13 protein-coding genes are annotated in these 20,478 nt (G+C 55.4%); 10 read left to right on the top strand and 3 right to left on the bottom strand.

Annotation, left to right across the window (positions count from 1 at the left end):
* Nucleotides 1-100: 100 nt before the first annotated feature.
* Both A9753_RS02230 and A9753_RS02225 read left to right on the top strand, forming a co-directional pair.
* Nucleotides 101-562 (top strand): hypothetical protein, encoded by a 462-nt coding sequence (locus A9753_RS02230; protein WP_067779522.1) that lies wholly within the window; start codon nt 101-103, stop codon nt 560-562.
* Nucleotides 563-565: 3 nt separating this feature from the next.
* Nucleotides 566-1,447, top strand: coding sequence for a hypothetical protein (locus A9753_RS02225; protein WP_067779519.1), 882 nt, complete (start codon nt 566-568; stop codon nt 1,445-1,447).
* Between the two features lie 291 nt (nt 1,448-1,738).
* Here A9753_RS02225 and A9753_RS02220 read toward each other — a convergent pair whose 3' ends face one another.
* Complete coding sequence (locus A9753_RS02220) at nt 1,739-1,933, bottom strand: hypothetical protein (RefSeq protein ID WP_067779516.1); 195 nt, start codon at nt 1,931-1,933, stop codon at nt 1,739-1,741.
* Nucleotides 1,934-2,378: 445 nt separating this feature from the next.
* On the opposite strand from A9753_RS02220, the gene clpB reads away from it, so the two are divergent.
* Together clpB and A9753_RS02210 are read left to right on the top strand one after the other, a co-directional pair.
* Entirely contained in the window at nt 2,379-5,066 is a 2,688-nt protein-coding gene (gene clpB / locus A9753_RS02215; RefSeq protein WP_067779512.1) for an ATP-dependent chaperone ClpB, read from the top strand.
* Between the two features lie 171 nt (nt 5,067-5,237).
* Nucleotides 5,238-5,957, top strand: coding sequence for a TetR/AcrR family transcriptional regulator (locus tag A9753_RS02210; protein ID WP_083090199.1), 720 nt, complete (start codon nt 5,238-5,240; stop codon nt 5,955-5,957).
* A gap of 109 nt (nt 5,958-6,066) precedes the next feature.
* Here A9753_RS02210 and A9753_RS02205 read toward each other — a convergent pair whose 3' ends face one another.
* Both A9753_RS02205 and A9753_RS02200 read right to left on the bottom strand, forming a co-directional pair.
* A complete protein-coding gene (locus A9753_RS02205; protein ID WP_067779503.1) occupies nt 6,067-6,399 on the bottom strand; it encodes a heavy metal-binding domain-containing protein in 333 nt (110 codons plus the stop codon).
* A gap of 50 nt (nt 6,400-6,449) precedes the next feature.
* Nucleotides 6,450-7,514, bottom strand: coding sequence for a hypothetical protein (locus A9753_RS02200; RefSeq protein ID WP_245637330.1), 1,065 nt, complete (start codon nt 7,512-7,514; stop codon nt 6,450-6,452).
* 60 nt (nt 7,515-7,574) lie between these two features.
* Here A9753_RS02200 and A9753_RS02195 point away from each other — a divergent pair, with 60 nt between their 5' ends.
* The 6 genes from A9753_RS02195 (at nt 7,575) to topA (ending at nt 20,474) form a co-directional block, all read left to right on the top strand.
* Complete coding sequence (locus A9753_RS02195; protein WP_067779501.1) at nt 7,575-8,090, top strand: SprT-like domain-containing protein; 516 nt, start codon at nt 7,575-7,577, stop codon at nt 8,088-8,090.
* A 292-nt stretch (nt 8,091-8,382) separates the two neighbouring features.
* The gene (locus A9753_RS02190; RefSeq protein WP_067779499.1) at nt 8,383-10,014 is read left to right on the top strand and encodes a phospholipase D-like domain-containing protein; all 1,632 of its coding nucleotides are present in this window, start codon (nt 8,383-8,385) and stop codon (nt 10,012-10,014) included.
* A 21-nt stretch (nt 10,015-10,035) separates the two neighbouring features.
* Complete coding sequence (gene hrpA / locus A9753_RS02185; protein WP_067779497.1) at nt 10,036-14,574, top strand: ATP-dependent RNA helicase HrpA; 4,539 nt, start codon at nt 10,036-10,038, stop codon at nt 14,572-14,574.
* 26 nt (nt 14,575-14,600) lie between these two features.
* Complete coding sequence (locus tag A9753_RS02180) at nt 14,601-16,277, top strand: DUF7059 domain-containing protein (RefSeq protein WP_245637329.1); 1,677 nt, start codon at nt 14,601-14,603, stop codon at nt 16,275-16,277.
* 241 nt (nt 16,278-16,518) lie between these two features.
* Nucleotides 16,519-17,448 carry a phosphatase PAP2 family protein gene (locus A9753_RS02175; protein ID WP_067779495.1) on the top strand — a complete coding sequence of 310 codons (930 nt, stop codon included), beginning with the start codon at nt 16,519-16,521 and terminating at the stop codon, nt 17,446-17,448.
* 206 nt (nt 17,449-17,654) lie between these two features.
* Nucleotides 17,655-20,474, top strand: coding sequence for a type I DNA topoisomerase (gene topA, locus A9753_RS02170; RefSeq protein ID WP_067779493.1), 2,820 nt, complete (start codon nt 17,655-17,657; stop codon nt 20,472-20,474).
* Nucleotides 20,475-20,478 lie beyond the last annotated feature (4 nt).

Below are 20,478 nucleotides of genomic sequence, written 5' to 3'. Positions count from 1 at the left end.
AGAGGGCCCACGGGGCCCTCTTATCGTTTTCTTCATACCCCTGCGATACGCTTACTATGCAGATAACCTGATCAATCAGTCACATGATGGAAGGTCTTCAATGACTCAGCCCACCAATCCTCAGCAGCCCTACCAGCCCGCACAGCCCTACGGCGCTCAGCAGTACACCCCTGGATACTCTCCTTCTCAGCCTAGCGCCCCTCAGGCAGGTGGCGTACCTCAGCAGGCTCAGCAGCCCTACCAGCAGGCTGTAACCGTTCAGGAATCTTTTTTCTCTAACCTCTTCGACATGCGCCGCGGATTCGCTGATCGATTCGGTGCGGCCATTTTCTACACTGCTGTGGTTGCCTTCCTTATCGGTTGGTTCTACAGCGCCTATCTTGCCGGCCAGAGTGTGGAGTACACCATGAACGGCCCCCGTGACACCTTTGACGTTGGTGACTTCCTGGTCTCGCTGTTCACCAACGCCCCCTTCGTAGCCCTGAAGATTTTCTTCTCTCGTATGGCGGTTGAGGCAGTTACTTATCTCTCCCGCATTAGCGCACACCACCAGGCTAAGTGAGTTATGGCTGAATCCTTCACAGACCAAGACGGTAAACCTCGTTACGGGGTTCGTCTGTCTGACATTCCTGAGGATGAACGTCCTGATATGAGCGTTTTCGCTGCTGAACAAGCTAAGCAGCGAGCAAAGGAAGAGCAAGCGGCAGCAGAACGCTCCGGTGGGCGATTCCGCCCCACCAAGCCATCCCTGCCTTCACGAAGCCCTCACGGTGATCGTTCCTCTTCCTCACGCCCCGGCGTCAACGAGGGGTATTCGTGGCGTGATGATGATGGACGAGTCGATCCTTATGCTCCCCGCCATAACCATCATGCTCGCAGTGCTTCTGATCGCTCTGATAGTGAGCGTCAGGGGCAAGGTGGATGCGGTGCTCAGGGATTATCGCAGCCCCCGTTGCCACCTGGTCGACGTCAGTCAAGCCCCGCCTCTGCGCGCCTGCTCCTGTGGGGCTTAGTGACAATGTTTCTTCTTCCGGTGCTTATCTTCTTTGCTGCCGCGAGTTACATGATGGGGGGCCTCAACAGTTTCACTTCCTCATCTGTGGTTGAGGCCAACGGAGATGTGTATCTCGCAGCTAATACGGATTACATGGTGTATTCCTCCGGTTTTGGAGTCTCCACCGGGGATTGCACAGTAAAAGATCCTCATGGGAGTGCTGTGAGTGTGGAACCTCAGACCTCGCTTGCGATGGCTTCATTCCATACTGGTGATGAAGGATTGTATTCCGTGACTTGCCCCAATCAGGAGAACACACAACACATTGTGGGGCCAGTTTTTGATGAGTCACGTGTTTTTATCGGCGTAATTGGCGTGATTGCCTCAACGATTATGGGGCTGCTTGGTTTAGGCATGATTATTGTCTATTTTGCTCGACGTAAGCGCCGTTAATCATCGGCGAGCAATGCACTCAGCGTGACTAAGGGAGTAGTAGGCCGGCATCGCATTATTGCTGTGAGATGCCTGGTATCTCCTTGTCGAGTCTGTAAAAACAGCACAGACCATACAGTGGTGGGCCAGTCGCGTTGGCGACTGGCCCACCACTGTATGGCTCATCTGGCGTGTCATTACGCCTTAGCCATGAAGCATGAGGCGTGAAGGCTGTGTTCAACCGACTCGACTCTTCGAGGAATCCGATAGGAGGGGTAAGCGTCGCCTGTCGGTTCCTCGGGTTAGAAGAACTCAGAGTTTGCCGAGTGCGTCCTTGGCCTTATTGGCTGCATCGTCGATCTTGTCGCCGAACTTGCCATCGGTTGCGTCCTTGAGAGCATCGTCAACGCGATCGATAGCGTCAGTAGCGACATCCTTGAGGGCATCCTTGGTCTTGTCGGAGTTCAGAGCCTCTTCAGCCTTCTTCTTCAGATCATCAAATCCCATGACGGTCTCCTTTCGCTTGACATGCGTGTCACCGGATGGTGAGCGCCTGGGACCATCGTCGCAGGTTATGGTTTGCTTCACAAGTAATTGCTCCCTTTTCATGCTTAGAGCGAGATTCTCCCTAAATATCGCGGATTTTCTTCGCCTTTCAGGCGAAAGTGTGGTCTGACGAAAAGAGATGTGTGACTCACAGAGAAAAACAAAGTTGAGTGGAATAGACTCAACCTTGCTTCGGTTGTACTAAGCAGAACACGAACCACTGTGCCCACACCGCCAGAAACAGGTGACCTGAGGTGACTGCTAAGCAGAGCCTCAACCTCCATCTGCTCTGTCCGTGACCAGGGACTGAATCTCTCGCGAAAACAGGTACTACGCAGTCACTCAATTCCGCCGAACCCTCGCCCCGTGAGAAGCCACAGTGAGTTCCTTGAAACAAGGAGGTCCCATGGACACCAACTACACAACCAAGTCTCAAGAAGCCATTTCTGGCGCCATGCAGGCTGCAGCGGCCGCCGGAAACCCAAGCATTGACACCGCCCATTTGCTTAACGAACTCCTCAGCGATGAAGAGGGCGTAGCGTTGGGCCTACTCATCGCTGCAACAGATCCCGCCACCCGTACTGCCGTAGGTGCAGAAACTCGTCGCATCCTGACGAATATGCCTGCATCCTCCGGCGCTAGCGTGGGACAACCTCAGCCCACTCGTGCATTCCTTGCCGCACTTGAGCACGCCTCAGAAGTTGCCAAGGAATTGACTGACGAATACATCTCCACCGAGCACCTGCTCATCGGCTTAGCCAGTGGACAAGACTCTGTGGCGACTTTGCTGAAGAACAACGGTGCCAGCCGAGAAGCACTTATTGACGCTCTTCCCCAGGTGAGAGGAAATTCCCGAGTGACCTCAGCAAACCCTGAGGGTACCTACAAGACCCTTGAAAAGTATGGCTCCGATCTCACAGCCGCAGCACGCGAAGGCAAACTTGACCCCGTCATTGGTCGCGATAGTGAAATTCGTCGTGTTATCCAGGTGCTTTCGCGCCGTACCAAGAACAATCCTGTTCTCATTGGTGAACCCGGCGTGGGTAAGACTGCCGTTGTCGAGGGGCTGGCTCAGCGTATTGTTGCTGGTGACGTGCCCGAATCGTTGCGCGGTAAGCGACTGATTGCCCTTGACCTGGCTGGAATGGTGGCCGGCGCCAAATACCGCGGCGAATTCGAAGAACGTCTCAAGGCGGTCCTTCAAGAAATTAAGGACTCTGACGGTGAAGTGGTCACCTTCATTGACGAACTCCACACCGTGGTTGGTGCTGGTGGTGGTTCCGAAGGCGCCATGGACGCAGGAAACATGCTCAAGCCCATGCTGGCTCGTGGCGAACTGCGCCTCGTTGGTGCGACCACTCTTGATGAGTACCGTGAAAACATTGAGAAGGACCCGGCTCTCGAACGTCGCTTCCAGCAAGTGTTCGTGGGTGAACCTTCCGTTCCTGACACGGTAGCGATCCTTCGCGGTATCGCTCCTCGTTACGAGGCGCATCATCAAGTCACCATTTCCGACGGTGCACTCGTAGCAGCCGCACAACTTTCCGACCGCTACATTACCGGCCGTCAACTTCCTGACAAGGCCATCGACCTCATCGATGAAGCGGCATCTCGTCTGCGTATGGAACTCGACTCCTCTCCCGTAGAAATCGATGAACTGCGTCGTCGTGTGGACCGTATGCGTATGGAAGAGGCTTACCTGACCGAATCGGCTGATGTGAATGCGGAAGGCGAGATTGATGATCCCGCTACCGCTGACCGTCTTGAGCGCTTGCGTGCTCAACTGGCTGATGCTTCCGAACGTCTGGCAGGTCTTAACGCCCGTTGGGAAGCAGAGAAAGCTGGTCACAACAAGGTCGGTGAACTGCGTGCACAACTCGAAGAATTGCGTACTAAGGCTGACCTGGCTGAGCGTGATGGTAACTATGAGGAAGCAGGCCGCCTGCGTTATGGTGACATGCCCGCTCTGGAAGCGCAGATTCGCGATGCTGAAACGGCTGAGTCTGCTGCCGCAGCTGTCAACCCTGATGGAAGCACTAGCGCAGCAGAACCCATGATTGCGGAGAAAGTTGGCCCCAACGAGATTGCCGAAGTTATCTCCTCCTGGACTGGTATCCCCGTTGGCAAACTTATGCAGGGAGAAACCGAAAAACTCCTTCATATGGAAGATGTGATCGGTTCTCGGCTCATTGGCCAGGGTGCGGCTGTTACAGCAGTTTCTGACGCCGTACGCCGTTCTCGTGCGGGCGTTGCCGATCCGGATCGTCCCACCGGATCCTTCCTCTTCCTCGGTCCCACCGGTGTGGGTAAGACGGAACTGGCCAAGGCTTTGGCGGATTTCCTCTTCGATGATGAGCGTGCCATGGTACGTATCGATATGAGTGAGTACTCCGAGAAGCACTCTGTGTCTCGACTCGTGGGTGCCCCTCCGGGATACGTGGGCTACGACGAAGGCGGACAACTTACTGAAGCCGTACGCCGCCGTCCTTACTGCGTGGTTCTACTTGATGAGGTGGAGAAGGCTCATCCTGAGGTTTTTGACATCCTCCTGCAGGTTCTTGATGATGGCCGTCTCACCGACGGTCAGGGCCGCACTGTGGATTTCCGTAACGTCATCCTTGTGTTGACCTCCAACCTTGGTTCTGGCTATCTCATTGACCCCACGCTTAGTGAGGAAGAAAAGCGTAGTGAAGTGATGGGTGCAGTGCGCCGCAACTTCAAGCCCGAGTTCATCAATCGACTCGATGACACGCTTATTTTTGATCCTCTGACTAAGGAAGAACTGGGCAAGATTGTCGATATCCAAATTGCCAAGATGTCCCAGCGTCTGGCTGACCATCGACTTACTCTCGAGGTCAGTGATGAGGCTCGGATGTGGCTGGCTGATCAGGGGTACGACCCTGCCTATGGTGCACGTCCTTTGCGTCGCCTGGTTCAACGTGAAATTGGTGACCGACTGGCTCGCATGATCCTCGGAGGTGAGGTTCTCGACGGCCAGAGTGTACGCGTCGAGGTTGCCGAAGACGCGGCGAACGGACTTGTCTTGGTGCCAGAAGGAACCGCTTGGATTCCGTCTGCTACCAGCGCTCTGTGAGGTTCTTAAAAGCAACCCCTCAGATGACATTCAGGTAGGGCTGGGCTTACTTTCACGAAAGTAGGCCCAGCCCTACTTTTTTATTTTTTTTGATGATGTTTGCTCATGTAAAACATGATTTCGACTCAAGCGAATGTGACTTATGGTGATTGATGAGCTCACAATGATTTTATGAACCCTCAGGTTGCGTCACCTAATCTGAAGGCTGCTGGGGTTATCAGTACCAATGGTGGTCCAGTGGCTAAGCCTCGAAAGCCTGGGCGCCCAAAGGCGGGAGCCGAGGATAAACGAACGCGCATCATTGAGGAAGCAGCGCACATATTCGCCTCCAAAGGCTACGGTGCCACCTCACTTTCTGACGTTGCCAATGCTGCCGATATTTCCAAGGCAGGACTTCTTCATCACTTCCCTTCCAAAGAAGCGCTTTTTGCGACGGTCCTGCAGTATCTTGATGAAGCGAATGCCGCACGCTTTCACTTCCACCGGCACGAAAACCCCTGGCACGCTCTTGATGCATTGATTAACATCGTGGCGCATAACGCTCACCACCCCGATTTGGTGTCCCTGTATACCGTGATGCTTCCGGCTGTTCTTCTTCCCGAACACCCTGCACATCAGTGGATCGGTGATCACCTCGCTCGAGCTATTTCCACCCTCGAAGACGCCTTCGACAATGGGAAGAAACTCGGCGTGGTCAAACGAGAAGCCCCCAGCCGAATGCTGGCGCGTATGGTGGTAGCCATGGCAGATGGACTCCAAGCACAATGGCTGTGCTCGCGCACTGACCAAGCAACGTCAGAAACTGTCTACGTCACCACCATGGTGAGTGAACTGCGCGAACTTGTGGGGATGCTCCATAACCGGTGGGGTATCCCGGATGAGGAACGCTGACGAACGCCAGGGTGCAGCCCCTGTGGATACTTGGCCATCCTTTGCGATCACGCCTGGACCCTTCCTTACGTTAAGACAAGGGGGATGTTAATAGTCGTCAGGCTGCGAATTACTGCAGTGGCGTAGAAAAACGAACAGCAGTCCCTGAGGCCGTCACCATAAGCATGCCCGAATCAGCGCCTAAGGTTTCGTAATCCAGTTTCACACCAACAACACCTTCAGCACCCATCTGCTGAGCACGCTGTACCATTTCTTGAATGGCAGTATCACGGGCTTGAATGAGTTCACGCTCAAGTGAGTCGGCGCGTCCGCCCACCAGATTACGGAAGCCGGCAGCAATATCTTTAAACATATTCACGCCGGCAATAGTCTCGCCGCAGACAATATTCATGTACTGGACAACGGGATAGCCCTCAATGGTGGGGGTGGTGGTGATAATCATGGAACTAGGGTGCCACGATTAGGTGCTCCACGGCGTCACAAAGAGGGAAATTACGGTTGCGTGTTGCTGACGGGCTCAACGAAGGGTGGACCGAACCAGGTGGTCCAAAAACCGTAGAACGCCAGATTGCCCCACGTTGCACATGTTTGCGAATGTCTGTCAAAGGCTGCAGAGTTCGGTGTGTAAGGGGTGTAGTTATAGAGGGCAGCAGTCGCCTGATTTTCAAGCGTCAACTCCAATCCGCCACATTCTTCATCAGGCGAGAAAGGAACCATCACACTCTGCCCAGCAACGAAACGGTAAGCGTCGGGTAATAGGCGATAGCGCTGGAACTGTGAAGCAGCTCCATATAACTGATTAAACAGACCCGCATGTTCCTCATCGCACACCGTTCCGTCGGGACAGGCATAGCCGGCCGCCGAGTGATAACTCGACGGCGTCAATTGAGCGCCAGAGGCAGTGAGTAAACCCTGTTCCTTCTGCATGAGTACCAACAGAACTCGTGGATTAATCCCACACGATTGGGAAATATCTGAAACGATTGTCGCCACATCTTCCTGCTGAGCGCCGTAGTAGCCTCCGGGGCAGAACTGGGTGGGCGGAACGTCAGGAGTGTCAAAGCGTGCCTGTGCTAGGCAAGGGGTGGCCTGAATACCCTCCATGCAGCCATCGTTAACTGTGGTGATAAAGGTGCGAATATCTTCCTCTGTCATGGAGTTAACGTCATAGAAGATCTCATCATCAATGAGATGCTCACGGTCAAAGCCTTCAAGGTTCCATGACACAGGATCTGGTGCGCTGGTGGTGGGAACCTCTGTTGCTTCAGGTTGAGCTACCTCAGTGATGAGAGTGGAAGTGAAGTGGAGAATCCCGAAGAATGCAATAGCGATAAAGGCGGCAATCACCCCCATTGCCAGGGGCACATAATGACGGCGCCAGTTATTTGAGGACACGGAATCTCCAAGTGCTACCTGGGTGGTGATAGGAACAGAGGGCCGGCGAGGCAGTATGAGGCTGCTGAGGGTGCCAAGAACCATGAGAGCAGGGGCGGTGTTGTTGTGCGTCAGGTCGTGGCGGTGGTGAGTTTGTACCAGCCAGCGTGGTAATAATTCCACAATTTCCTTCGAGTTTTCCTGAACTGCAGGCATGGTGATGCGGCGCGATAAGGTAGCAGCGTGGATCGCGTAGATGTTGCCTCGATGGCCAATGATTTATTGAGTCAGCATGGCTTACATGACTGGGCCATTCAATTCGACCATGCCCGTCGTAGAGCAGGCCAAACCAATTATCGCTACCGCATTATTCAACTGAGTGGGCCATTGATGGATCTCTATAGTGTTGAAGAAGTGCGCGAAACGATTCTTCATGAAATCGCTCACGCTCTGGTTGGACCCGATCATGGCCATGACGCCGTGTGGCGGGCCAAGGCGAAAGAAATTGGTTCCACAGGTGAACGTACCGTCAGTTCTTGTGCTCCTCGGATTTTGGGGCGATGGGTGGGGGTGTGTCCGCAGGGGCACTATGTGGACCGTATGCGTCGACCGGCAACTCCAGTGAGCTGCTATCAGTGTTCAAGGCGCTTTGATTTGCGTTATTTACTGACTTGGACTTTTGATGGAAAACCGCTAAATCCTGAGGAAATCAGCCCGTCGTATGCGACTGTATGGCAGAAATTACATCATGCCCCATAGTTTCCCAGGTTCTTTCCAGGGAAACTTTGGGTGTACTCCCAGCAACATCATCTTAGATAGTTACTGCCATCAGACAAGAGGTTCTGCGAGGTACTGGGGAGTGCCGATGACCAAAGCATCTTGCGTCTGTGATGTGGGTAAGGGACTGCATCACGCATTCTGGTGAAGGAGTTTTCCTCCATGGGGTGGGACCCAAGGACCGGAACTCATGCAAAGGGCCCGGCCTGAGAATCTCAGGACGGGCCCTTGCAGCATCCTTAAACACCTGTCCTCCTTGTGGGAGACTTAATCCATGACCACTGCGCCGCCAATCCTTGCCACCCTCTGGGTCGTGTTGGAATACACCATCAAAATTCTGGCGGTCGGAATCATTCCCGAAAACCGGCGCCCCTCATCATCGTCCGCATGGCTGCTGCTGATCTTGTTTTTGCCCGTGGTGGGACTACCCCTCTACCTCATTATGGGCAGCCCCCGGGTTCATGGGCGCCGCTACGACATTCAACAAGCAGTTACCCAACTTGCCCTGAGTCATACCCGCGATCTCCCGGATGCACCCCCCACCGCTAACCCCAGTGAAGAGTTAGCCGGAATCCTTCGTATGAACCGCCAGTACACCGGTGTTCCTTGTGTGACCGGCAAAGTCGAAAACATCCTGTCTGATCCTGTCGATACCTACGATGCCATGGTCGAAGCTATCGATAAAGCAGAACGCTTCGTCCACGTTGAGTTTTACATTATGGCCTGGGATGAGACTACGGATCCGTTCTTCCAAGCATTAGTGCGGGCAGTCAATCGTGGAGTCACTGTTCGCCTCTTGTTAGACCACTTGGGTTCACGTAAATACAAGGGGTGGCACGCTTTCAAGCGACGCCTGAGTGACTCAGGGATTCAGTGGCATCTCATGATGCCCCTCCTGCCCTGGCGAGGCATGTGGCGCCGCCCCGATTTGCGTAACCATCGCAAAATCCTCGTAGTTGACGGTGAACATGGCTTCATTGGAAGTCACAACATCATTGACCCGCACTACGGTTCTGCTAAGAACCGTTCCATTGGCCGTCGTTGGCATGACCTTACGGTGGAACTGACCGGCAATATCGTCATGGAAGCTGAAGCGATCTTTGCCATGGATTGGTATATCGAGTCCGGTGAACGTCTTAATCCAGGTCCTAATGCCACTCGCAAAGCCGGCGACTATGACGTTGACGAACCGCGCAAACGTACTCCCGATACAGTGCGCCGCCCCAGTGACCCTGTCGCCGCACTCGCTAACGCTCACCGCCGTGAAGAAGAAATCCAAGCACAAGAAGACGAATCGCTCGCTCAAGCTCTGTTGATGATTCAACGTCACGCAGAAAACAAAGTGGGTGGCAAAGTTAACGCAATGCAGTTGGTTCCCTCCGGCCCTGGGTACCGTGTTGAACCCAATCTGCGCATGTTCACTGCGCTGATGTATATCGCTAGGGAGACCATCACCATTACTTCCCCCTACTTCATCCCTGATGAAGCACTTTTGGCTGCTATGACTAGTGCCGTGGCACGTGGGGTGCGTGTAGAACTCTTCGTCGGTGAAGAAGCAGACCAGTTCGTGGTAGGTCACGCCCAGCGCTCCTACTACAACGCACTGCTTGAAGCGGGAGTCAAGATTTACCTCTACCCTGCACCCGCCGTACTTCACGCTAAGTACATGACTGTCGACGACCGTATCGGCGTCATCGGCTCGTCCAACATGGACTTCCGCTCCTTCTCCCTCAACTACGAAGTGATGCTTTTAGCTTTTGGCGGCGACCTTGACGATCTGCTGCGCCATAATGACGTTACGTACCGGTCTGTCTCTCGTGAATTAACTCTGGACGAGTGGTCACAGGAGCCTATTTATCGCCGCTACGTCGATAACGTCTGCCGCCTGGTTTCGGCTGTTCTCTAACGTGCCATACGATGAACTCCTATGGCTTCTCAGCAGGAATCATCACGTCGCCGCCCAAAGCACGGTAAACGCCGCAACAACTCACGCCGCCCCCTCGGTGCCGGCGCACCTGTGCGTCCCTTCACCGAGGAACAACTCCAGGCACGACGCGATAGTCTGCCTACCATCACTTACCCCGAACAGTTACCTGTCAGCGCTCGCCGTGACGAAATCAAACAAGCCATTGCTGACAACCAAGTAGTGATTATTGCCGGTGAAACGGGCTCGGGAAAAACCACCCAGATCCCCAAAATGTGCCTGGAACTGGGGCGCGGAATCACCGGCATGATCGGGCACACCCAGCCTCGCCGAATCGCCGCTCGGTCCGTAGCTGAACGTATTGCTGAGGAACTGGGAACCACCGTCTCGAAAAACTCCATCATCGGTTACCAAGTCCGCTTCACCGACGAAGCAGGTCCCAATACCCTCGTCAAACTGATGACCGACGGTATTGTCCTAGCCGAAATTCACTCCGACCCTCTGCTTAAGCGCTACGACACGATCATCGTCGATGAAGCTCACGAACGTAGCCTTAACATCGACTTTATTCTTGGTTACCTCGCACGTCTGTTACCCAAGCGCCCTGATCTCAAAGTCATCATTACCTCCGCCACCATCGACTCCGATCGATTCGCTAAGCACTTCGCCGATACCAACGGACAATCTGCTCCCATCCTTGAAGTCAGTGGACGCACCTACCCCGTAGAAATCCGCTACCGGCCCCTGGACCCTACAGAAGACGCAGTGGGAACAACCAGCGCTGCCATGGGCGGAGCTTATGCCACTCCAGGCGCTGTGCATGACGAGGATAGTGACCCTATTGATCAAGTTACCGGCATTATTGACGCCTGCGACGAACTCATGAACGAAGGCCCCGGAGACATCCTCGTCTTCCTCGCAGGCGAACGCGACATTCGCGACACTCAAGCCGCACTCATCGATCACCTTGGACCGCGATTCACCGCTGACGGACGATCTGCTCGCCCCGACGCAGTCGAAATCGTCCCCCTCTTTTCGCGCCTTAGCGCAGCCGAACAGCACCGAGTCTTTGAAAACCACCGATGCCGCCGCATCGTCTTATCCACCAACGTAGCCGAAACCTCACTGACAGTCCCCGGCATTCGCTATGTGGTAGACCCTGGCCTAGCACGTATCTCCCGCTTCTCCAACCGCACCAAAGTCCAACGCCTCCCCATCGAGCCCATCAGCCAAGCAAGTGCCAACCAGCGCAGCGGTCGATGCGGACGCGTTGCTGACGGTGTCGCCATCCGCCTTTACTCTGAAGCAGATTTTGAGGCTCGCCCCCAATACACCGAGCCCGAAATCCTCCGCACATCCCTGGCCCAAGTAATTCTCCACATGGCCGCACTAGGCCTGGGAGCAGTGGCCGATTTCCCCTTCGTTGATCCACCAGACTCCCGGGCGGTTCGAGACGGCGTAACCCTCCTGGCAGAAATTGGAGCGATTGCGGGAAGCAGGACCACGGCGTCGTCAGAAGACGAGACAGGGGAGGGACTGACCTCCCAACGCACCACTTATAGTGCCCACGAGGCACCACGACTGACCACGCTGGGCAGGCGACTAGCTCACCTCCCCGTGGACCCGCGCTTGGGCCGCATGCTGCTCGAATCAGCGAGCCTAGGATGCGCCAGCGAAGTGCTCGTCATCGTGGCCGCACTGTCCATGCAAGACGTACGCGAGCGCCCTTCAGAGCATCAAGAAGCCGCTGACGCACTCCACCGGCGCTTCGCCGACCCAACCAGCGACTTCCTCACCTACCTCAACCTATGGCGATACATTCGCACTCAGCGCCGCGACCTGAGCTCCTCGGCCTTCCGCCGTATGTGCCGCAGCGAGTTCCTCCACTACCTACGTGTGCGCGAATGGCAAGACCTTTACGTCCAACTCAAACAGATGGCACGTGCGCTCACCATCGACATTCACGATGTGGACTTACCCAGCCCCGAATCCATTGAGGCCGCAGCTGATGCTCTACCTAACGGGCATACCACCCTTGCCCATGCAGACGTAGCGGCAGCTGTCGTGGCTCTGGGCAAGAGTGCGGACACCCCAGATGCGGACGCCATCCACCAGTCCTTGCTCACTGGTTTGCTATCTAACCTCGGCTCCTACAACGAACGCCGCCGCGAATATGACGGCGCTCGCGGCTCCCACTTCTCTATCTGGCCTGGATCTGGCTTGCGTAAGAAGAGCTACGACTGGGTGATGACCGCCGAACTGGTAGAAACCAGCCGACTCTTTGCGCGAACTGTTGCCAAAATTGACCCCCGATGGGTGGAAAAGACTGCACGCCACCTGACGACTACCGTCTACGGAGAGCCCTACTGGTCAACCCGAAAAGGTGCGGCCATGGTTCACTCTAAGGTCATGCTTTACGGCCTGACTCTCGCAGCTGATCGTCCCGCGACTTTGGCTAGCGTCGGTACCGATGCTGCCAAAGCCGTAGCCCGTGAAATGTTCATTCGTCACGGACTTGTGGAAGGTGGATGGCATGCTCGCCATGCTTTTGTTCGTAAGAATCGAGAACTGGTCGAAGAACTGGCTGAGGTCGAGCATAAAAATCGTACCCACGGCTTGCTCGCGGATGATGAGCGCCTCGTGGCTTTCTACGACGCACGCATCCCCGCTAGCGTTACCTCCGCTGCGGTTTTCGATACATGGTGGAAGAACGAACGCCGCGAAAACCCTGACTTGCTTACCTTCACCCGTGACGTTCTTCTTCCCGGAGATGTGGGAGTAGACGGTTTTCCTGATTCCTGGCAGCAAGGTGACCTTACCCTGGGGCTTGAGTACGTTTTTGAACCTGGACGCCACGATGACGGTGTGAGCGTGCGCATTCCCGTTGAGGTTCTGCCTCGCGTCCGTAATGAAGGTTTCGACTGGCTCGTCGAAGGTATGCGCGAAGAACTCTGCGTGGCCACTATCCGCGCACTCCCTAAACGTGTCCGTCGACACTTAGTTCCCGCTCCCGATATGGGCCGGCGCATCATGCAATGGATGAGCACGCACTACCCCATCCCTGAGGGTTTCTCGGCACCCGCAGTCTCCTTCTGTGATGCTTTTGCCCAGGCGGCTGTGGAACTGGCCGGAGTTGAGGTGGCAACTTCCGATTTTGCTGACGCCGCCACTCGCCTTCCCGATCATCTCCTTATGGGTTTTGTGGTTAGTGACGGGCGCGGAGCAATCCTTGGACGCAGCACTGACCTGCCTGCCCTCCAAGAGCGCCTCGCATCCAAAGCCCAAGCTGCGGTGCGAAGCGCTGTACGTGGGGCCCTTGAAGAGGCCATGGCTGCTAGCGGCGTGAGCTTTGCTGGTGCTTCATCCGACGATGGCTCAAAACACGCGAAGCGTGGCCGTGGAGGAAAACGTTCCCAGGGAGGTCAGGGTCAGGCTGCTGTTGGTGCGGCAGGGCATGATGTTTCTGCGGTGCAGGGGACGAATGGTGTGGTGCCGCGTCCTGCTGCTTCTCATACCTCTTCAGCCAGTGTTATTCAGGCTGGGCTCGTGGAACATGCGCGCCTCGACGGCTGGCCAGCCGAGTTCAGTGATACGCCGCTTCCTGATGACGTGGAATCTTCAGGGCCTGCGGGACTCGTCGTTCGCGGATATCCTGCGTTCATCGCCGAGGACTGGCGTGGCAGCAAGCCAGAAACTCCAGGGATGCGAATCGTTGGCCTGCGCATCATGGCTACACCAGCCCACCAGGCCGTTGCTCATGCCGACGGTGTGGTTGCGCTGGCATTGAATGCCACAGTGTTAGCGCAAGGACGCATCACCTCGCGGTGGAATGCCGCTGAGTCGATGGACTTGGCTGCAAGCCCTTATCCATCGACTGCTGCTCTTGTCATGGACATGGAGATTGCTGCGGCACGAGCCGTTGCGCAACGCTTCTGTGATGATCGAGGGATTCATCTAAGTGCCATCCGTACCCAAGAAGTCTTTAACGATTTGGTGCGGATGATGCGTAACGACCTCGAAGACGAGGTGTACGTGGTGGCTGGCCGCGCAGCGCGAGCGCTGCGCGCTAAGCGAGAACTAGACAAGGTAGTGTCATCAAATACGTCGATGGCATTGCTAGGAACTTTAGCTGAGGTAAAAGCAACATCCGCCGCTCTCGTGGACAACGGATTTATAACCGCCACCCCCGTAGAAACTTTGCAACACCTGCCGAGATATCTCAAAGCTGCTGCAATGCGTATTGATAAGGCATCAGGAAATGTGGCTGCCGATGATGCTCTGGCCTATCAGGTAGAACAAGCACGTGATGTGGTGGAGAAGGCCTGTCAGCGATTGAGTATCGCATTGACTGAACTCGGTGACGTGGTGGCATATCCTCCGGCACAAGAATTTGCCCAGATTCCTCCTAGCCAGTTGGCTACTGTTATTCAGGGGCGTTGGATGCTTGAAGAATTCCGCGTAAGTTTGTTCGCTCAAACTCTTGGTACGCCCCACAAGGTAAGCCTTAAACGTATCAGCAAACTTTGCGCTGACCTGTTTTAGTGATGAGCAATCTGTTCAGAACACACATGGATACTGAAAACACTATGGATATTTACTCTCCCCTTGCTCCATCATTCACAAACCTTGATGACGCAAAGCGATTGCGCTCAGCCCTTGCTCGCAGTCAATGGACAATTGACTCTGTTACCGAACTTCTTGGCACGTGGGCGCACAATGCTCTTCTGCGCGAACGTCCAGAACCGGCGATCACAAAAGTTAATGTAGCGCGCGCTCGCCTTGTGCGCGCATGCGAAGACAGCATTGATAAAACCACGGCATCAATACCTTGTGATTCGACCTCGCATGGCGAGAGTGCTATCGCCCCCGATTATGCGGCGTCGGCCGTGTTGACGGCACTGTTCATGCTGGGGCAGGACGTGAGCAGTGAAGAACTTTCATACGCTTTGCCCTCCATATCCGTGGAGGACCTCCTTACCTGGCGCCTTGTGGCCCGCACAGACTCTGGTGATATTCGTGCGCTTGTGGACCTGCGTCCTCATGAGGTATCTGACGAGTACGGAACCACACAATGGTGGGTGGCCTCAGATCTCGGTGAACTTACTACTGGTAAACCTCTCGAATCCCATCATGTGCTTGGTATTGGTGGAGCGGGGATGACCCTGGTGCGCCTCACTCCGCGTGAGCATGTTTCTAACGCACTCGACATGGGTTGCGGATGTGGCATTCAAACCCTCTACCTCCTTCGACACAGTGACCACGTCACTGCCACCGATATTTCGCAAAGGGCCCTCGATTTTACGGCATTCAATGTAGCTTTGGCCGGTCATAGTGATCGCCTTACTCTGGCTCACGGTAGTCTCTTCGACCCGGTTGCCGGGCAAACTTTCGACCTTGTGGCCACCAACCCACCTTTTGTTCTCACCCCGCCTAGTGTGCGTGAAGCGGGGGTGGGACTCATGGAATACCGTGATGCCGGTGGCCCCATCATTCCCACTGTTATCCGCGAGGTAGGCGAACATCTCAAGCCTGGAGGTATCGCCGTGATGCTCGCGAACTGGGAACACCACTCTGGCCGCACTTGGCAGGATGAGGTCAACACCTGGGTCGCAGATGACTGTGACGCCTGGTTTGTTGAACGAGAATTCTCTGACCCCATTGAATACGCCACCATGTGGCTGCGTGACGGTGGCATCACCCCTGAACGTGACCGCGCTACCTTTAGCGCTGCACTGAATGCGTGGATTGAGGACCATGTTGTGCGTGGAGTCGATGGCGTGGGCTTCGGCATGGTCATGATTCATAAAATCCCTGCGATCTCATCCGCCAACCCCAGCCCGTGGCGGATGCAGGAAGAAATCTTGTCCAGCGGTAACGCACCCTTGGGGGAGCACCTTACCCACATCATTGGGCAGCATGACCTCATCCGAGAGCTGACTGACGAGGATCTGGCACAACTTATTCCACTGCGTGCTAATGACGTGACCTGTGAGCGACACTTCATGCCTGCCGCTAGTGAACCGACCGTGATGGTCCTTAGTCAAGGTGGCGGATTTGGACGAAAGATTCAGGCCACCACCACCATGGTTGCCCTTATTGACGTATCAGATGGTGAACTGACCCTCGGGCAAATCGCTGGCGCCATGAGTGCATTGATGGAGGTAGATCCCTCTGCGATGCTGCAGCAAATGTGTGCCGAAGCGCGACGACTCGTCCACGTAGGCATGCTGAGTTTCCAGGAGTAATCGCTGCCCTTACTACCTGGTTGAGAACGACTGCTAAGTAACGGAGGCTCTGACGGCAAACCACCCGGGAGTAAAACGGTGCAAAAGGGACGGATAACATTCGGAAGCAGTGATACGCAGAGAAGAACGGTGCCATACGAGTGAGTACTCGCTGCAGCGTTTGCTGTGACTACTTCTTATGCGCCCAACTGAAATGGCTATTATCCGTGGTCTTAGCACTCACTTGTAGGATGGCCACATTATGCCTGAACCTAAACGTCGCCTCGCCGCCGCCCTGACCTTATTCGGGGCGATTGGTGTGTGGTTGATCTGGTTTGTGATGGTCAATCATCACCTGGGGCAATTCGTAGACTCCCGCGCGCTTGCGGGTTCCTATATTGGTGCATGGCGAGTAGATGGTGGGGCAAAAACTATCCTTCACACCGTCTCGATGCCTGCAGCAATCATCTTTGCTGTTCTTATTGTCTTAACGGCATGGCTTCACGGCCGCGCTCACCGAGCCATCTACGCTACGGTTGCCGTTCTTGGAGCCAACCTCACTACACAGGTACTCAAACACGTGGTTTTCAGCCGCCCCATGTGGGGATTTTCTGAACGCTGGGATGGAGCAAACACTCTTCCCAGTGGCCATACGACAATTGCTGCCACGGCAGCGGTGGCGTTGGTGATGGTGACAAGTGCTCGCTGGCGCCCACTAGCCGCATGGATTGGAGCAACGCTGGCGTTCCTCATGGGGTATTCGACCCTAGTTGCTCAATGGCACCGCCCCTCAGATGTAGCGGCAGCGCTCCTCGTAGCGGCTACATGGGGGTGGGCCATGGTGGCTCTGGGGGCTTTCAATGATCATGATCGTCTCAGGGGGAAGCCAGTCATGTATCCCGAGCAGAGCCACCCCATAGCGAAAGCGGCGCGAGTCGGCACCGCTCTCCTAGGATGGCTCGCACTGCTGTCGCTAATTGCCAGCATTGTCGTTGCTGGTATTGCCACGGTAACTAGCGGGGTAGGCATTGCTCTCATTGACCATACTCCTGCTTCAACCCTGCCTACCTCATGGCTTGGTGACATGCTCTGGTACGCCACTGGTGCTGGCCTGTGTTTGAGTATTGCCACTGGCATGATGTGGTCACTGCTTTATCTCAATCCGCCTCCCACACTGCCTGAAGAGTTTTAACGAGTTCACACTTTCTCTCCCACAAGTCTGTGGTTTTCACGATAAAGCCACCCTTTTCCACGGGCCACAGTTTTCCTCGTGTTCTGTATCAGAAGAAAAGTTAGGTTAAAGTCACCGTAGGTACGCCACGGTGCGTACCCTCCTGCCCGCCGCCGATACCCCGGTATCTTTGGCGTCAGATCGTCACCAATCCAGCGAGGAACATCGTGCCCACTAAGCTCGTCATTGTGGAGTCTCCCAACAAGATCGCATCGATTGCTAATTACTTGGGGCCAGACTTTTCCGTAGCCGCTTCTGTGGGACACATCCGCGATCTTCCTCAACCTTCTGAGCTTCCCGCCGACATGAAGAAGGGGCCCTACGGCCGCTTCGCCATCGACGTGGACAATGACTTCACCCCGTATTACGTGGTCAACGCGGATAAGAAAAAGACCGTCACCACACTGAAAAAGGCTCTGAAAGACGCCAGTGAACTCTATCTGGCCACTGATGATGACCGCGAAGGCGAAGCCATCGCATGGCACCTCAAAGAGGTCCTCAAGCCTAAGGTTCCGGTCAAGCGCCTGACTTTCACGGAAATCACCAAAGAAGCTATTACCCGTGCCCTGGATAACACGCGTGACATTGACATGGATCGTGTCAATGCCCAGGAAACTCGCCGCATTCTTGACCGCCTCGTGGGTTATGAAGTTAGTCCCGTGCTGTGGCGAAAGGTCCGTGCCGGTCTGAGTGCTGGACGGGTTCAGTCCGTGGCCACTCGCATGGTAGTTGAGCGTGAACGTGACCGCATGGCCTTCACCGCCGCCACCTACTACTCCGTTGAAGCTCTTCTTAGCGTTGATAAGGCTGCCGTTTCCTCAGCAGAGGATAAGCCCGACGGCGAGGTGACATTTACAGCGCGCCTGACCTCCCTGGATGGCCGCCGAGTCGCTTCCGGTAAGGACTTTGATGACGATGCCTCCATGACGGATAAAGCCCGTAAGGCTGGAGTTGTTCATCTTCATCAAGGCGGGGCTGAGGCTATTGCTTCTGCTATTAATGCGGGCAGTGTCTGGGTTGCCGGCGTAGAAAACAAGCCTTACAAGCGCCGCCCCTCTGCGCCCTTTACCACCTCTAGTCTTCAGCAGGAAGCTAGCCGCAAACTGCGGATGAACTCCCGCGATACGATGAGTGTGGCCCAGCGCCTCTATGAAGGTGGCTACATCACGTATATGCGTACGGATTCCACCGTCCTATCCGACCAAGCAGTCAAGGCGGCTCGCTCCCAGATTGCTGAGTTGTACGGCAAGGAATTCGTCCCCGCCAAGCCTCGCATTTATGCCACCAAAACCAAGGGGGCTCAGGAAGCCCACGAGGCAATCCGCCCCGCTGGCGATCACTTCCGTACCCCTTCTCAAGTGAAGGATGAACTGAGTGGTAGCCAGTTCCGCCTTTACGAACTTATTTGGAAGCGCACGGTTGCTTCTCAGATGGCAGATGCCACAGGCACCACCGCATCCGTGTCAATGGTGGCCCCTTTAGATGCTGTGGCCGGACGTTCCCGTGACGCTTCCTCTGAGGTGTTTAAGGAAGCAGGTCTGAGCGCTAGCGGTACAGTCATTACTTTCCGTGGATTCCTCGCCGCCTACGAGGAAAGCCGTGAAGCAGGGCGTTACGACGATTCGGCTAAGGATAAGGACGTTCGCCTGCCTCAGATGACTTCCGGTCAGGAACTCTTCCCAGTCAATGCCGAGGCGTCTGGTCACGAGACCGCACCTCCGCCGCGTTACACCGAAGCCTCGCTCATTCATGCCTTGGAAGAGCGTGAAATCGGCCGCCCCTCCACTTACGCCGCCACAATGAGCACCATCGCTGACCGCGGTTACGTCATCACTAAGGGGCAGGCACTAGTTCCTACATGGCTTGCTTTTGCCGTAACCAGGCTCCTCGAAGAAAACTTCTCCGACCTGGTCGATTACGACTTCACTGCCTCTATGGAACGAGGCTTGGACCAGATCGCTGCTGGTGATGTGGACCGAGTTGCATGGCTCGAAGAGTTTTACCGCGGAGCCAAGAACCCCACAGCATCATCTGTGCCGGGTCTGCGCGACATGGTGGAAAACCTCGGTGAAATCGACGCTCGTGCCATTAACTCCGTGGACATCGGCGAAGGTTACACACTTCGTGTGGGGCGTTATGGCCCTTATCTTGAGGATGAAGCCGGTAAGCGGGCTAATGTCCCCTCAGACATTGCCCCCGATGAGTTGACCGTAGACAAGGCTAAGGAACTGTTTGAACTGGCCGCATCCGATGGGCGTGAACTAGGTACGGATCCTGAATCTGGACATGTCATTGTGGTCAAGAATGGACGCTACGGCCCCTACGTCACTGAAATCCTTGATGAAGGTTCCAAGGACAAGCCTCGCACTGGCTCGCTGTTTGCCTCCATGGACATGGCCACCGTGACCCTCGAGCAGGCACTCCAACTGCTCAGCCTGCCACGCGTGGTGGGCAAGGATCCCGAGAGTGGCGAAGAAATCACTGCCCAGAACGGTCGCTACGGTCCGTATCTGAAGAAGGGTAAGGATTCTCGCTCACTGGCCAGTGAGGACGAGATTTTCTCCTACACCCTTGAGCAGGCACTGGCCCTCTACGCCCAGCCCAAGCGCGGCCGCGGCGCTACCGCCAAGGGTCCCTTGCGTGAACTGGGCACCGACCCGGCTACCCAGAAGCCCGTGGTGATTAAGGATGGCCGTTTCGGCCCCTACATCACCGACGGTGAAACCAACGTGACCGTTCCTCGTGGCGATGACCCCATGGAAATCACCGAGGACCGCGCCTACGACCTCCTTGCTGACAAGCGTGCCAAGGGTCCTGTCAAGAAGCGAACTACCCGCAAGACCACCGCCAAGAAAACCACGGCGAAGAAGACTACGACCCGGAAGACTGCTGCCAAATCGACTGCAAAGAAGACCACAGCAAAGTCCACGGCCTCAAAGTCCGCGGCGAAGAAGACCACCAAGTCCTCCGCGTCTGATTCGGAGTGACACC

The sequence above is a fragment of the Actinomyces vulturis genome (assembly GCF_001687305.1).
In the GTDB taxonomy this organism is placed as follows: domain Bacteria; phylum Actinomycetota; class Actinomycetes; order Actinomycetales; family Actinomycetaceae; genus Actinomyces; species Actinomyces vulturis.
The sequence above is the reverse complement of the archived record's forward strand: the minus strand, read 5'-3'. Positions and strand labels throughout refer to the sequence as shown.

Bases quoted from the DNA above. Each gene is read 5' to 3' on its own strand.
- A9753_RS02230 (WP_067779522.1), top strand. From the start codon at position 101: ATGACTCAGCCCACCAATCCTCAGCAGCCCTACCAGCCCGCACAGCCC.
- A9753_RS02225 (WP_067779519.1), top strand. From the start codon at position 566: ATGGCTGAATCCTTCACAGACCAAGACGGTAAACCTCGTTACGGGGTT.
- A9753_RS02220 (WP_067779516.1), bottom strand. From the start codon at position 1,933: ATGGGATTTGATGATCTGAAGAAGAAGGCTGAAGAGGCTCTGAACTCC.
- clpB (WP_067779512.1), top strand. From the start codon at position 2,379: ATGGACACCAACTACACAACCAAGTCTCAAGAAGCCATTTCTGGCGCC.
- A9753_RS02210 (WP_083090199.1), top strand. From the start codon at position 5,238: ATGAACCCTCAGGTTGCGTCACCTAATCTGAAGGCTGCTGGGGTTATC.
- A9753_RS02205 (WP_067779503.1), bottom strand. From the start codon at position 6,399: ATGATTATCACCACCACCCCCACCATTGAGGGCTATCCCGTTGTCCAG.
- A9753_RS02190 (WP_067779499.1), top strand. From the start codon at position 8,383: ATGACCACTGCGCCGCCAATCCTTGCCACCCTCTGGGTCGTGTTGGAA.
- hrpA (WP_067779497.1), top strand. From the start codon at position 10,036: ATGGCTTCTCAGCAGGAATCATCACGTCGCCGCCCAAAGCACGGTAAA.
- A9753_RS02180 (WP_245637329.1), top strand. From the start codon at position 14,601: ATGGATACTGAAAACACTATGGATATTTACTCTCCCCTTGCTCCATCA.
- A9753_RS02175 (WP_067779495.1), top strand. From the start codon at position 16,519: ATGCCTGAACCTAAACGTCGCCTCGCCGCCGCCCTGACCTTATTCGGG.